This is a genomic window from Dongia sp. P2_B8, from assembly GCF_056404715.1.
The window spans coordinates 478689-492255 of the sequence record NZ_JBFUDM010000003.1; the positions used below are offsets into that span (position 1 = coordinate 478689).

A 13567-nucleotide genomic window follows, 5' to 3' on the forward strand; every position below is an offset into this window, starting at 1 on the left:
CATGCAAAACGATCTCACTACCATCGATCCGTTCCTCGACCGGCTTCTCGACTTGCCGACAATCTATTCCGCCGGCCTGTCGCCGGACGGCACGCAGCTCGCGTGGATCTGGGCCAAGCTCGCACCCACCACGCAGCTGTGGCTGCAACCGGCCGATGGCAGTGCGCAGCCTCGCTGCCTGGTTGATGACGGGCGCGATTGCGATTATCTGATCTGGGCGCGGGATAGCCGCTCGATCGTCGTCGGCCAATCGTCGGGCGGCGACGAGCGCACCAGCCTGCTGCAGGTCTTTCTCGATGGGCGACCGTCGCGGCGCCTGACGCCGGAAGAGCCGGACTATTACATCCATGGCGGCCAGTTGCTGGCCGACAACAGACATCTCATCTATGCCGCCAATGTCGATCCGGTGAGCGGTGCGGAAATCGAACCCGCGCTCATCTATCTTCATGACATCGAGACGGGCGGCAAGAAGGTCATTGCAAGGCCGGAGAAGGCCGCCTTCATGTGGCCCCTGGTCTCGCCCGATGACCAGCATGTACTCTATGAACGCAAGGACCGGGATCCATCCGGCTGCCAGATCTGGCTGGCGGCGGTCGATGGCAGCTTCGACCGCGAGATCGTCAATGTCGGTGACAAGGCCAAGGTCGATGGTGCTTGGACGCCAGACGGTCAAAGCATCGTGCTGGCGGCCGAGAGCGAAACGCATCACCGCATCGGCTTGTGGCACCTGAAGGACGGCAGCATCGACTGGCTGGTCGACGATCCCGCGCGCAATGTTGAAGACGCGGTCTGGCTGCGGCGCATGTCGCAGATCATAGTTGAAGAAGTGCGCGATGCCCGCACGCTGATGTCGCTCCTTGATCCCAAGACGCGCACCGAGGAACCCTTCAAGCCCGGCGCCGGCACCTATGATCCGATCGGCCTGACGGCAGATGGTGCCTGGATCTCCTGGCATTATGACGCGCAGACCCCGGCGCGCCTGCTGCGCCTTGGCAAAACGTACAAGGCTCTCGGTGTATTGGCGCAGCATCCGACACGCGCCGGTATCGATTCCGCAGAACTGATCCCGGCCGAAGATTATCGCTGGAAGTCCATCGATGGGTTGGAGATCCAGGGGTGGTTCTATCGCAGCCGGCAAAAGCTGCGCGGCACGATCCTGCTGGTCCATGGTGGCCCGACGCATCACGACGAAGACGCATTCGACCCTGAAATTCAATATTACCTCGCCTGCGGCTTCCATGTGCTGACACCTAACTATCGCGGCTCGACCGGCTTCAGTCTTGCCTTCCAGGACTCGATCAAGCTGCAGGGTTGGGGCGGGCTGGAACAGGAAGACATCCGCACAGGCGCCGAAGCGTTGATCCGCGACGGTATCGCCGCCAAGGGCAAGGTCGGCATCACCGGCACATCCTATGGCGGCTATTCCTCCTGGTGGGCGATCACGCATTTCCCGACCGACACGATTGCTGCTGCCGCTCCCATCTGCGGCATGACGGATCTCGTCATCGATTACGAGACGACGCGTCCCGATCTCCGCCCCTATTCCGAGGAGATGATGGGTGGTTCGCCCGCGCAAGCACCGGCTCGCTATCGTGAGCGCTCGCCGATCCATTTTGTTGGTAACATCCAAGGCAAGCTGCTGATCATCCAGGGCGACAATGATCCCAATGTGACACCACAGAATGTCACCGACGTTATCTCGCGTCTCAAGACGGCAGGGGTCGCTTTCGAACTGCTGACCTTTGCCGACGAAGGCCATGGTATCGGCCGGCCGGCGAACCAGCGCGTGCTCTATCGCCGCATCGCCGACTTCTTCGCCCGTGCCTTCGCTGCATGAGCGGATCGTTCACGGAGCTTGCCGGATCCTGGTCGCGCTACGGTGTGACCTGGACGCCGCATGTTTCCAAGGACGGCAAATGGCTCGCCTGGACCTGGAGCGGCCCGACCGACAGCGGCAATGTCTGGATTGTCCCGACCGATGGCTCGGCCGCGCCGCGCCAGGTCACCGAGGGCAGTGACCATTTTTTCGTGCACGGCATCGGCGAGGACGGCCAGACGCTCATCCTGGCGCAAGGGAAGGGCGGCAACGAGCATGATCGCCTGTTTCGCCTCGATCTCGCAGACGGTGCAAAGCCGGTCGCCTTGACGCCAGAACAGAGCGATCACTATGTCTTTGGCGGCACCCTCCATGCCGACGGCCGCTCGCTGCTCTACACGGCCGATCATGATTACGAAGCCAAGGCGGGAACCGATGGTTCCTGGCTCTATGTACAGGATCTGGTGACGGGCCAGCGCCGCGTCATGGCGCGCGCGCAGTCGATCGTCGACCGCGCGCCGGATATCAGCCCGGACGGCCGATATGCTCTCTATCACCGCAGCGATCGGCATCCGGCCGGCACGCAGATCTGGCTGGCGCAGTGGGACGGTTCCGGCGATCGCGAGCTCTTTGCGGCCGGCGACCGCCTCCGCGCGCATGGATACTGGCTGGATGACGACCGCATCCTGGTGCTGGCGGAGACAGAGACGCATATGCGGCTCGGCATTCTAGAGATCGATACCGGCGATATCGACTGGATCATCGATGATCCCGCACGCGGCATCGAGGACGTCGTCGTTGGCCATGACGGCAGCCGGGCCATGCTGGTGGAATTTGTCGACGGCCGCCTGACACCATGGCTGCTCGACCTCGAGACCTACCAGGCGCGCAGGATCGAGCTTGGCGGTCGGAGCGTCCTGCCGCTCCAGCAATGTCCCGATGGCAGCTGGATCGTCGAGACCTATACTTCCAGCGGGCCGCATGCCTTTCTCCGCCTCGATCCGGCGACCGGTGGTGCCGTCTTGCTGGCATCGCAGCTGGAGCAACGCAGCTACATCGCTGCCCAGGATTTCCGCTGGATCTCGAGCGACGGCGAAAAGATCCAGGGCTGGCTCTATGAACCCGCGCAGCAAAGCCGCGGCCTCATTGTCTGGGTCCATGGCGGTCCTACCTGGCATAGCGAGGATTGGGCACATCCGGTGTTGCAATTCCTGGTGCAGGCAGGTTTCACCGTGCTCGATCCCAATTACCGCGGCTCGACCGGCTTTGGCCGGCGCTTCCGCGAATTGATCAAGCAGGATGGCTGGGGCGGGCGCGAACAGGATGACATCCGCACCGGAATCGAAGCTCTGATCGATGCCGGCAAGGCGCAGCGCGGTCGCATCGGCGTCGCGGGCCTTTCCTATGGCGGCTATTCATCCTGGGTGGCGATCACGCGGTTTGCCGACCTCGTTGATGCGGCGTGCCCGATCTGCGGCATGTACGAGCTTGGCATCGATTACCACAAGACGGAAATGCCCCATGGCCGCGCCTATAGCGAGGAGATGATGGGCGGTACGCCGGAACAGTTCCCGGACCGTTATTTCAACGCCTCGCCGCGCAATTTCGTGGATCGGATCAAGGGCCGGCTGCTGATCGTCCATGGCCTTGCCGACAGCAATGTCTCACCAGCCAATACCGAGGCGGCGGTCAAGGACCTCGATGCCCGCAACATTCCCTATCGGCTGCTAACCTTTCCCGACGAAGGCCATGGCATCTATAAGGCTGGCAACCGCGCGCGCTGGCTTGCCGAGATGGCGGACTTCTTCGCCGAAGCGTTCACCAAGTAGCGCGTTAGGTCTCTGCCCACATGCGCATGAGATTTGTGTAGAGCCGGAAGGCGGTATCGGTTTCCGGCGCCTTGGGATCGAGCGTGTGCAGCTTGTCGCGGATTTCCGCGGCGTCGGACAGGAACTGGCGCTGCCGTTCATCGCGGATATAGGATTGCACCCAGGTGACGGCGACCAACCGCTCGCCCTTGGTAACCTCGGCCACCTCATGGAGCGTGCCGGATGGATAGATCACGGCATAGCGCGCCGGCAGTTTCACTTCCTGCGGTCCATAAGGCGAGTGGATCACCAACTCGCCACCCTCATATTCGGTGGCGTCATTGATGAACACGGTCACCGAGACGTCGGTGCGTTCCTTGTTGCCGGATCCCATCAACGCATCGTCGACATGGGGGCCATAGGTCATGCCGGGGCGGTAGCGGCTGATCAGGGGTGGTCGGATGCGGTGCGGGACGGCGCCGCGGCGGAAGTCCCGCGATCGGTTCAGGGCGGTCACCACGATTTCCTGCAACTGCTTCTTGTTCTCGGCATCCTTGGACACCTGCTCATTGTTCTTGACCAGCTTGGCGCGGTGCCCGGCCGTCTCCTTGCCGTCGACGAAGGTCGACAGGGCAGCAAGCTTGATCAACTGCTGCTGCTCGTCTTTGGTCAGGACATCGGGAATGACGACAATCATGCGGCGGCTTCCATTGTGGCAGACAGTAACCTCACCGAAGCATCTGCCGTACCCGGCCGAGACTGTCAACCAGCCGGTCGATATCGCCACGCGTATTGTGAACGCCGAACGAGATGCGGGCGGTGCCCGTGATACCCAGATGCTCCATCAAAGGCTGAGCGCAATGATGCCCGGCGCGCAGGCAGACCCCGCTTTCCCCCAGCAAAGTACCGATATCATGGGGGTGCAGGCCATCAAGGGTGAAGGAAATGATGCCAATGCGCTCTGCCGGCGCACCGATGATCTTGAGGCCGGCAATTTCCGGCAACCGCTCCCCGGCATAGGCGGTGAGGGCGGCGTCGTGGGCGGCGACCGCTGCAAAGCCGATCCCGTCGATGAAATCGAGAGCGGTGCCAAAAGCGATGGCGGCACCGATGGCTGGCGTCCCGGCCTCGAAACGTCGCGGCCCGTCGGCAAATTCGGTCAACTCAAGGGTCACGGACCGGATCATGCCACCACCGCCGAGGAAAGGCGGCAGCTGGTCGAGGATACCGGCTTTCACATAAAGTGCACCGATCCCGTCCGGGCCATAGAGCTTGTGCCCGGTCACGACAAGGAAGTCGCAATCCAGCGCCTTGACGTCGAGTGCGAAGTGGGGTGCTGCCTGGGCGGCATCCACCATCACCAGGGCGCCGGCGCGATGTGCCATGTTGATGATCTTTTTGAGAGGCGTCACGGTGCCGATGGTGTTGGCGGCAGCCGTGATACAGACCAGCTTCGGCTCGCGCGACAGCAGCATCTCGAAGCGCGCGAGGTCGAGGTCGCCCTTGGCATCGATCGGAATGCCGGCGAGGCGCAACCGCTTGCGGTCTTTGAGCAATTGCCAGGGCACGATGTTGGCGTGATGCTCCAGCAGCGAGATGAGGATGAGGTCGCCGGGCCGCAGATTATTGTCGCCATAGGCATGGGCCACCAGATTGATGCCCTCGGTGGCGTTGTGCGTGAAGATGATCTCGTCCTTGTCGGCGCCGAGGAACTTGGCCACCCGCGCGCGGGCCTGGTCATAGGCCTCGCTCGCCCCCTCGCTCAAGGGATAGAGGCCGCGATGGATGTTGGCATATTCGTCGCTATAGAAGCGGACCAACCGGTCGATGACGGAAGCCGGCTTCTGGGCGCTCGCGGCACTATCGAGATAGACCAGGTCCGGGTGGTTTTTCAGCACCGGAAACATGTCGCGCGGGACCAAGGCCTCGTCGCCAGGCGTTGCTTTGAGAATGGGTAGCGGGCTCGACATGTTCCTAAATCTACGCCTGTTTTCCGTTTTGTCTGTCATCCTCGGGCTTGACCCGAGGATCCACTCTATCAGCTGTGAAAGTGGATCCCCGGCCATTTTTGGCTCAAGGGTGGGCCCAGGGATGACCCGGGGATGGTGAGAGCTTATTTTATACTATTGGTCAGGATTTGCGGACCATAGCCCCATCACCCACAGGTGATGGGAAGATTGTTTGCATGCAAATGATCTTTGCTTGAATGTGACCATAATCCATGTTTTGCTCGATGCTGATGGCACCGCTCCGTGTGCCACTGGAGGAGGAAGAAAATGACTGGGAAGACGGGTGGCGGTAAGGGCAGCTTCGGCAACGTGTCGCGGCGCCATTTTGTTGCAGGTGCGTCGGCACTCGGCGTCGGGATGGGTTTGACACCCTTCATCAGCCGCCGGGCGCAGGCCAGCACCGAGGTCAAGGTTCTCAACTGGCAGGGTTACGGCACGGACGAGAAATGGGCGCTTGAAGCCTTCAAGAAGGCGACCGGCCTCGATGTGGTCCATGAATATTACAACTCCGAATCGGAGATGATCACCAAGCTGCAGACCAATCCCGGCGTCTATGACGTCATCGTCACCAATTCCGCCTGGAACGACCGGGCCTCTGAGCTGGGGGTCATCCAGCCGATCGACACTGCCCAGATCGGCCACTATGGCGACCTCAACCCCTCCTTCCGTGACTCGGACCTGCTCAGCGCCGACGGCAAAGTCTACGGTGTCTCTTGGGTCTGGGGCATCACCGCCGTCGCCTATTCGACCGAGGTGTTCAAGGATGCGCCGAAATCGGTCGAAGCCCTGTGGGATGCCAAGAACGCCAAGCGCGTCTCGTTCCGCGACGACGCGATCGAAGCGGTGAGCTTTGCCGCCATCGCCACCGGCCAGGACATGAACCATCCCAAGGATTTGGCCAAGGTGAAGGAAAAGCTGCTCGCCTTGAAGCCGAACCTTGCTCTGCTGTGGTCGTCGGAAGACGAATGGAACAAGCAGTTCCAGGCCAAGGCATTTGACCTCTCGATCTATTGGAGCGGCTCGGCCTTGCGCAGCAAGAACAACTTCAAGCTGCCGGTCGGTTTCGTGGTGCCGGACGAGGGCGCAGTAGGCTGGTTCGACGGTCTTGCCATCGGCAAGGACGCGCCGAATGCCGAGGGTGCGCATAAGTTCATCAACTACATGATCGACCCGACCTTCTACGTGGAATGGGCTACGAAGATCGGTGCGCCGGCGTCGGCCAACAATGCGGCAATGGCGGCCATGCCGGAGAGCGACGACAAGACGTTGTATTCCGACCAGGCGGCCATCAAGCGGCTGCAATTCATGGCCCCCCTCACCGATGAAGAGCGCCAGGCCTATTCCGACCTTTGGGCGGAAGTGAAGACCGAGTTCGCAAAGTAGTCGCGGCTCGCGCATGAACGAAGGGCGCCGCTCGGCTTTGAAGCTGGGCGGCGTCCGCGTTCGAGGGATTCTGCATGACACCGACGACGCGCACGCGCTGGGCCATTCTCAGCCTGACTGGGCCCGCTTATCTGTGGCTGGCCTGCACGATCTTCTTGCCGATCGCTGCAATGCTGGTGCTGAGCTTTCTCGATAAATCGCCGCTCGTCCCCAAGCCCGCCAGCTTCACCCTCGCCAATTATGGGGCGTTTTTCGGCAAGCCTTTCTATTGGTCGCTGACCCGCTGGTCGATCGAGCTTGGCTTCTGGGTCACGCTGTTCTGCTTTCTGATCGGCTATCCCGCCGCCTATGCGCTGGCCAAGCGCGTCAAGGGGCGTTGGCGTGAAGCGATCTTCCTGCTGATCGTCTTGCCCTTCTGGTCCAATGCACTGGTGCGCATCTTCTCCTGGACCATGGTGCTGCGGCCCAATGGCATCGTCGATCTTGGCGTGCAGTCGGTCTTTCCAGGCGCCCCCACGGTCGATCTTCTGTTCACCTATCCAGCCGTCGTCATCGGCCTGGTCCATTCCTACCTGCCCTACATGATTCTCACCTGCTACATCGCTTTGCAGGCGATTGACGACAGTCTCATTGAGGCAGGCAGGTCGCTGGGTGCCTCGAAAATCACCACCTTCCGCCGCGTGGTGTTGCCGCTGAGCCTGCCCGGCATCGTCTCGGGCGCGGCACTTATCTTTGTGCCGGTGATCGGCTCCTTCATGGAACCGCGCATCCTGGGTGGCACCAAGGGGGCGACGCTCGGCATGAATATCGAGGAACAATTCACTGTGACCGCCAACTGGCCGCTAGGGGCAGCGCTCTCCTTCATCCTGCTCGCGATCGTGCTGGTCATCTTTAGCATTCTCTATCCGATCCTCCGCAAGCAGGGAGGCAATTGATGAAGAAGCTGCTCGACGGCGGTATCCGCCTCTATCTCATCCTGGTGCTGGTCTTCCTCTATCTGCCGATCCTGGTGATGGCGCTCCTTGCCTTCAACAAATCGCCGCTTTATGCGCTGCCGTTCGAATTCGACCTGGTCTGGTTCAAGGCGCTGGCCGAGAACGACCGGTTGCTGAAGGCCGGCCTCAACAGCATTCTTATTGCCCTTGCCAATACGGTCATCGCAACCTCGCTCGGCACCATGGCGGCGGTGGCGTTCGGCCGCTACACCTTCCGCGGCAAGACCATGATGCAGGCGCTGCTCTTTCCGCCCATTGCCATTCCATGGCTGGTGATCGGCACGGCGATGCTGGTGTTCTTCTTCTGGATCGGCCGGGCGATCGGCTATCCCGGCATCGCACGGGGCCTGCACGCAATCCTGCTGGGCCACGTCGCCTTGTCATTGCCCTATGTCATCTTCGTCGTGGGTGCCCGGCTCAACGATTATCCGAAGGCGCTGGAAGAAGCGGCCGCCACCTTGGGCGCGACACCCTGGCAGGTGTTCCGGCGTGTCTCTGTGCCGATCCTGGCGCCCGGTGTCGTGGCGGCATCGCTCTTTGCCTTTGCCGTCTCGTTCGATCAATTCGTGATTTCATATTTCCTGGCCCCACCTGGCGTCACCACCTTGCCGGTCGAGATCTATACCTCGATCCGCAAGGGCTTCACGCCGGAGATCAACGCCATCTCGACCATCATCATCGCGGTGTCGATGGGCTTGATGCTGATCGTGGCCAGGTTCTATCGCTTCGGTGGGGAAAGGTCGGGTAATGAGTGAAGTTGCCGTCATCGGCGCCGTCAAAAGATACGGTACTGTCGCCGCCTTGGACGGGGTCGATCTGACCTTCGCCGATGGCGAATTCTTCGGCCTGCTGGGGCCGTCCGGCTCCGGCAAGACCACTTTGCTGCGCGCCATCGCCGGTTTCATCGAGCTGGACCAGGGCGAGATCCGCATTGATGGTACCGATATCTCGCGTATCCCGGTGCACCAGCGCAATATCGGCATGGTGTTCCAGAATTATGCTCTGTTCCCGCATATGAGTGTCGCGGAAAACATCGCCTTTGGCCTCGATGTGCGCGGTGTGCCGGTCTCCGAGATCAAGCAGCGGGTGGGCGAGAGCCTCGATCTCGTGCGCCTCTCCGGCCTTGAGCAGCGCCGGCCCAGGCAATTGTCCGGTGGCCAGCAGCAGCGCGTGGCCCTCGCGCGTGCCTTGGTGACGCGGCCGCAGGTGCTCCTACTCGATGAACCGCTAAGTGCACTTGATAAGCATTTGCGGCAGGAAATGCAGGTCGAACTCCGCCGCATCCAACGCCAGATCGGCATCACCACCATCTTCGTGACGCACGACCAGGAAGAGGCGCTGACGCTCTCCGACCGCGTTGCCATCTTCAACAAAGGCCAGGTCGTGCAGGCAGGTGGGCCACGTGCGGTCTATGAACGCCCGGTCAACCGCTTTGCCGCCGGCTTCTTAGGCGAGGCCAACTTCCTCGAAGGCCGCGTGGGGAGCATCAGCGCCGGTGGCGCCCGCGTGGCTTTGGACACGGGCGGGGAGATTCTGACACCGGCCGACGGTCTGGCTGCTGGCGATCCGGTCCTGGTTGCCTTGCGGCCGGAAAAGATCAGCATCGATCCGGCGCCACCTGCTGCCACGGTCCAGCCAAACCGAATTCTCGGCAAAGTAAGTGCGGCGATCTTCTCGGGCTCCAGCCTCACCTACCGGGTGGCGGTTGGCGACCGGACTGTCATCGTCTTCGAACAGAATAAAAGCCGGGCGCCTTTGCCTGAACAGAGTGCCGTCATCCTGGAATGGCCGGCTGCAGATAATGTCGTGGTGAAACCTTGAGCAAATTGCCGCTTACCAATCGCAGCCAGCACGTCGTCGTCGATATGCAGGAAGTCTTCGCCAGCAACCCGCAATGGGGCTTTGCCGGTATCCATGCCATCGTGCCGGCAATTGCCAGACTGGCCGCAGCCAAACCGGCGCAAACGCTGTGGACCCGCTTCATCTCGGCCCATTCGGCCGAGCAGGCGGAAGGATCCTGGGCGGCGCTCTATCGCCTGTGGCCGGGTGCAACACTCGAGGCCGGTGCGCAGATGGATATTCTGCCCTCGCTGCTGCCGTTGGTGGCAAGGTCTGACGCTGTCTTCGACAAGCCGACTTATTCCGCCTTTCACAACCCGGCCTTCGTCGCGGCCCTGAAAGAACGTCAGGCCGACACGCTGGTGCTGTCCGGCATCGAGACCGATGTCTGCGTCCTCGCGACACTGCTGGAGGCGGTCGATCGCGGCTATTTCGTGGTGATGCCGGAAGACGCGCTGACCAGCAGCGATGTGGACGGCCACAAGCAGATCATGGACGTGATCCCGCGCCGGCTGAAGTCCCAGGTCTTCACCGCCGATGTGGCGACGATCCTGGAGCAATGGCCGTGAGCGGGTCCTATCCGGCGCTCGCGCCCGCACGGCACTGGAACAGCTGGCAGAGCGAATATCCGGCACAGATGATGCACCTGCCCCTGGGCCTCACCGTCACGGTGGCGGCTTATTCCGGGGCCAAGAACAGCTTCACCGATTTTCCGGCAGCAAAGGGCCAGCTCACCTACGGTCCGCGCGATGTGACCGGATCGCAGATCGGCTTCAGCGCACGCCATGCCGGCACGGGTTTTGATTGGCGCTGGGACCAGCCCGTGGAAGGCGCCGTGCGTGGCGCGTGGGTTGCCACCGATTATGGCGAGTGGGGCCTCCGCTTCTGGATCATGCCGGTCTTTACAGTCGTTGGCCGTGACGACATTTCATGGCGCTTCGATCCCGCGACCGGTGTGCTCACCAGCGTGATCGATGGCCAGCACGTGGCTGTGGTGGGCGATGCCATCCCCTTGATGGCGACCTTCCACGACAGCCGCCAGGCTCTCGCTGATGAGTTCGAACGGGAAGGCTATTTCTTCCTCGGCTCCCGCGGTACGAAGGGCCGCATCCCGGCGCTGCGCTACAATCTCGACGAAACGCCCAAGATGCGCTTTGCCGTCGGCGTTGCGGCGACAGAGGCGGATGCCCTGGCCCGCGCCGGGGCAGCACTCGCTGCCCCGGAACCCGGCGATCTGCCGCAAGCCCAGCCGCTCGATGCCATCCGCGACATCGTGGGCTGGAACTCAGTCCATGATTTCATCAATGACTGGCCCTATATGAGCCTCAGCCGCACCTGGGTCGCCCAGAAGTTCGGCGGCTTCGGCCTGTGGCTCGACGATATCTTCTATCACGCGCTGGCCTCCAGCCTGCTCAACACCGACATGGCACGCGAGAACATCCGCGCCGTCCTCGACCGCGAAACGCCGGAGGGCAACCTTGCCTGCCTGCTCACCGGTCGCGACAGCTGGATCGACCGTTCGCAATTGCCGGTCTGCTCGCTCGTGCTGTGGAAGATCTGGCAGCATACCGGCGCCGACGATCTCATCGAACTCGGCTACAAGAAGCTGCTGAAGAATCATGATTGGTGGTTCAGCCATCGCGATGGCAAGAAGCAGGGACTGATGGGCTGGGGCACCTCCGCCAGTGTCGGCGACGGGCTCTACAAGGGTACCAAGCTCGGCGCCAAGAACGAATCCACCATGGACAATTCGCCGCTCCATGATGACACGATCTTCGATCCCGCGACCGGTTGCCTGGACGCTGCCGATGTCGGCCTCAATTCCATCCTGGTGGTGGATGCCGAAGTGCTGTCGTCCTGGGCGAAATCCCTGGGCGACCAGGCGACCGCCGACCGGCTGCTTACGCGCGCCAATGCGCTGCGGGCCCGCATCGGCGCCGAATTGTGGGACGACAGCCGCCAGATCTTCGCCAACCGCCGCTGGTCCGGCGATTTCGTACGCAGCCTCGCACCCACCAGCTGCTATCCGCTGCTGGCGGACGCCGCCGATGCGCGCCAGGAGAAAGGTATCTGCGCAGCACTCAACGACCCCAGGAAGTTCGGCGGCAAATGGCGCCTGCCCTCGATCACCCGTGACGATCCTGGCTATCACGACAATGTCTATTGGCGCGGCCGCGTCTGGCCGCCGCTCAACTACCTCACCTATCAGGGGCTGAAGCGGGCTGAGCTTGACGATATGGCCGGTGAGCTTGCTGCCGATTCCGGCGAGATATTCAACGCAGCCTGGGCGCGCCGGCAATGCCCGGAGAATTTCTCCGCCGAGACCGGCCTTGGCGACGACCAGCCGGATACCGATCTTTTCTACGGCTGGGGCGCCTTGATGCCCATCATCGCCGTCAATGAGATCATCGACGTCACCCCGTGGCATGGCTGGGAACTCACTCATAAGCCAGGCAATTGGCAGCTGGGACCACTGAACGCCTTCGGCGCCAAGACCCTGATCCAGGCGCGGCACGGGCGCCTTACCCTCACCGTGAAGGACCGCGAGGTCTTTACCACCGACATTGCCGGCCGCTTCCGGCATATCGACATCGCGGCGGGCAGGCTTGCCTTTGAGCCGCCCATCGCCGGCGGCAGGATTTTCTTGAAGGGTCCCGTGGGCCGTGTCAGTTACGGTGCCAGTGTCGTGACCGCGCGGCAGATCGGTGGGGAGACTGTCATCGAGTTGCCCCCTGCGACCGTGCGCCAACTTTGTGTGATCGAGGGAATTTCATGATCGTTGTGTTCGGTTCGCTCAACGTCGATGTGATGATCGCAGTCGATCATCTGCCGTTGCCTGGCGAAACCGTGCTCGGCCCCGGCTATCAGCTGACGGCGGGCGGCAAGGGTGGCAACCAGGCCTTGGCCGCCGCGCGCGCTGGCGCCGAGGTCAAGATGATCGGCTGCGTCGGCGGCGATCCGCTGGCGGAGACGGCTCTGACCGATCTTCGTGCGGCGGGGGTCGATCTCTCGACACTCACCACCGTCGCTGATCCCACCGGCCTTGCCGCCATCTGTGTTGACAAGCTCGGCGAAAACCATGTCGTGGTGGCGTCCGGTGCCAACCGCCAGACCAAGGCTTCGCAATTTCCGGACGCGCTGCTGGGGCCAAAGACGCTCCTTGTGCTGCAGATGGAAGTGCCGCTTACTGAAAACTGGTCGCTTATCCGCCGCGCCAAGGAAAAGGGCGCGCGCATCCTCCTCAATGCAGCGCCCGCAGCTCCCATTCCAGCCGATGTGCTGAAGCTCCTTGATTGGCTGATCGTCAATGAGAACGAAGCCAAGCAGATCGCAACCGGTCTCGGCCACAAGACGGACGACGCACGGGCAGCGGCCCAGTCTATTGCCAAGGCCCATGGAGCAACCGTCATCGTGACCCTGGGTGCAGCCGGTGCTGCGGCCTATCTCGGAGAAGGCGGTGGTGTAGCGGTCGGCGCCTTGGCTATCCAGCCGGTGGACACGGTCGGTGCCGGCGATTCCTTCGTCGGTGGCTTCGCTGCCGCCACCGACCGCGGTCACGATCTTGCCGATGCCCTGCGCTACGCCGCGGTGGGTGGTGCGCTCGCCTGCCTGAAACCTGGCGCGCAACCAAGCCTGCCGTTACTGGCAGCGATCGAAAGCCGGCTCGCGGATTTGCCGGCGGTGCAGAAGGTCTGACCATTCTAAACTGCGTCAAGC

The 13567-nt window shown here is 62.2% G+C and carries 11 protein-coding genes; 9 read left to right on the forward strand and 2 right to left on the reverse strand.

From position 1 onward, the window contains the following. Nucleotide 1: 1 nt before the first annotated feature. Nucleotides 2-1837, forward strand: a complete 1836-nt coding sequence (locus AC1DWZ_RS09850; protein WP_477168709.1) for a S9 family peptidase — start codon at nucleotides 2-4, stop codon at nucleotides 1835-1837. Next, on the forward strand, nucleotides 1834-3645 hold the full coding sequence (locus AC1DWZ_RS09855) for a S9 family peptidase (protein ID WP_477168710.1): 1812 nt from the start codon (nucleotides 1834-1836) through the stop codon (nucleotides 3643-3645). The genes AC1DWZ_RS09850 and AC1DWZ_RS09855 overlap by 4 nt, the downstream gene beginning before the upstream one ends. Before the next feature lie 4 nt (nucleotides 3646-3649). Here AC1DWZ_RS09855 and AC1DWZ_RS09860 read toward each other — a convergent pair whose 3' ends face one another. After that, the gene (locus tag AC1DWZ_RS09860; RefSeq protein WP_477168711.1) at nucleotides 3650-4321 is read right to left on the reverse strand and encodes a Fe2+-dependent dioxygenase; all 672 of its coding nucleotides are present in this window, start codon (nucleotides 4319-4321) and stop codon (nucleotides 3650-3652) included. A 31-nt stretch (nucleotides 4322-4352) separates the two neighbouring features. Further along, entirely contained in the window at nucleotides 4353-5594 is a 1242-nt protein-coding gene (locus AC1DWZ_RS09865) for an aminotransferase class V-fold PLP-dependent enzyme (protein WP_477168712.1), read from the reverse strand. A 306-nt stretch (nucleotides 5595-5900) separates the two neighbouring features. On the opposite strand from AC1DWZ_RS09865, the gene AC1DWZ_RS09870 reads away from it, so the two are divergent. From AC1DWZ_RS09870 to AC1DWZ_RS09900, 7 genes are all read left to right on the forward strand, one after another. Beyond that, nucleotides 5901-7016 (forward strand): ABC transporter substrate-binding protein, encoded by a 1116-nt coding sequence (locus AC1DWZ_RS09870; protein ID WP_477168713.1) that lies wholly within the window; start codon nucleotides 5901-5903, stop codon nucleotides 7014-7016. 74 nt (nucleotides 7017-7090) lie between these two features. Continuing rightward, complete coding sequence (locus tag AC1DWZ_RS09875) at nucleotides 7091-7951, forward strand: ABC transporter permease (protein WP_477168714.1); 861 nt, start codon at nucleotides 7091-7093, stop codon at nucleotides 7949-7951. Further along, complete coding sequence (locus tag AC1DWZ_RS09880) at nucleotides 7951-8766, forward strand: ABC transporter permease (RefSeq protein WP_477168715.1); 816 nt, start codon at nucleotides 7951-7953, stop codon at nucleotides 8764-8766. Before AC1DWZ_RS09875 ends, AC1DWZ_RS09880 begins: the two co-directional genes overlap by 1 nt. Next, the gene (locus AC1DWZ_RS09885) at nucleotides 8759-9832 is read left to right on the forward strand and encodes an ABC transporter ATP-binding protein (protein ID WP_477168716.1); all 1074 of its coding nucleotides are present in this window, start codon (nucleotides 8759-8761) and stop codon (nucleotides 9830-9832) included. The genes AC1DWZ_RS09880 and AC1DWZ_RS09885 overlap by 8 nt, the downstream gene beginning before the upstream one ends. After that, the gene (locus AC1DWZ_RS09890; RefSeq protein ID WP_477168717.1) at nucleotides 9829-10419 is read left to right on the forward strand and encodes a cysteine hydrolase family protein; all 591 of its coding nucleotides are present in this window, start codon (nucleotides 9829-9831) and stop codon (nucleotides 10417-10419) included. The genes AC1DWZ_RS09885 and AC1DWZ_RS09890 overlap by 4 nt, the downstream gene beginning before the upstream one ends. Beyond that, the gene (locus AC1DWZ_RS09895; RefSeq protein WP_477168718.1) at nucleotides 10416-12626 is read left to right on the forward strand and encodes an MGH1-like glycoside hydrolase domain-containing protein; all 2211 of its coding nucleotides are present in this window, start codon (nucleotides 10416-10418) and stop codon (nucleotides 12624-12626) included. The genes AC1DWZ_RS09890 and AC1DWZ_RS09895 overlap by 4 nt, the downstream gene beginning before the upstream one ends. Further along, nucleotides 12623-13546: a ribokinase gene (locus tag AC1DWZ_RS09900; RefSeq protein ID WP_477168719.1), complete on the forward strand. Its 924-nt coding sequence runs from the start codon at nucleotides 12623-12625 to the stop codon at nucleotides 13544-13546. Before AC1DWZ_RS09895 ends, AC1DWZ_RS09900 begins: the two co-directional genes overlap by 4 nt. The last annotated feature ends 21 nt before the right edge of the window (nucleotides 13547-13567 follow it).

Bases quoted from the DNA above. Each gene is read 5' to 3' on its own strand.
- AC1DWZ_RS09855 (WP_477168710.1), top strand. From the start codon at position 1,834: ATGAGCGGATCGTTCACGGAGCTTGCCGGATCCTGGTCGCGCTACGGT.
- AC1DWZ_RS09860 (WP_477168711.1), bottom strand. From the start codon at position 4,321: ATGATTGTCGTCATTCCCGATGTCCTGACCAAAGACGAGCAGCAGCAG.
- AC1DWZ_RS09900 (WP_477168719.1), top strand. From the start codon at position 12,623: ATGATCGTTGTGTTCGGTTCGCTCAACGTCGATGTGATGATCGCAGTC.
- AC1DWZ_RS09870 (WP_477168713.1), top strand. From the start codon at position 5,901: ATGACTGGGAAGACGGGTGGCGGTAAGGGCAGCTTCGGCAACGTGTCG.
- AC1DWZ_RS09850 (WP_477168709.1), top strand. From the start codon at position 2: ATGCAAAACGATCTCACTACCATCGATCCGTTCCTCGACCGGCTTCTC.
- AC1DWZ_RS09880 (WP_477168715.1), top strand. From the start codon at position 7,951: ATGAAGAAGCTGCTCGACGGCGGTATCCGCCTCTATCTCATCCTGGTG.
- AC1DWZ_RS09875 (WP_477168714.1), top strand. From the start codon at position 7,091: ATGACACCGACGACGCGCACGCGCTGGGCCATTCTCAGCCTGACTGGG.
- AC1DWZ_RS09865 (WP_477168712.1), bottom strand. From the start codon at position 5,594: ATGTCGAGCCCGCTACCCATTCTCAAAGCAACGCCTGGCGACGAGGCC.
- AC1DWZ_RS09885 (WP_477168716.1), top strand. From the start codon at position 8,759: ATGAGTGAAGTTGCCGTCATCGGCGCCGTCAAAAGATACGGTACTGTC.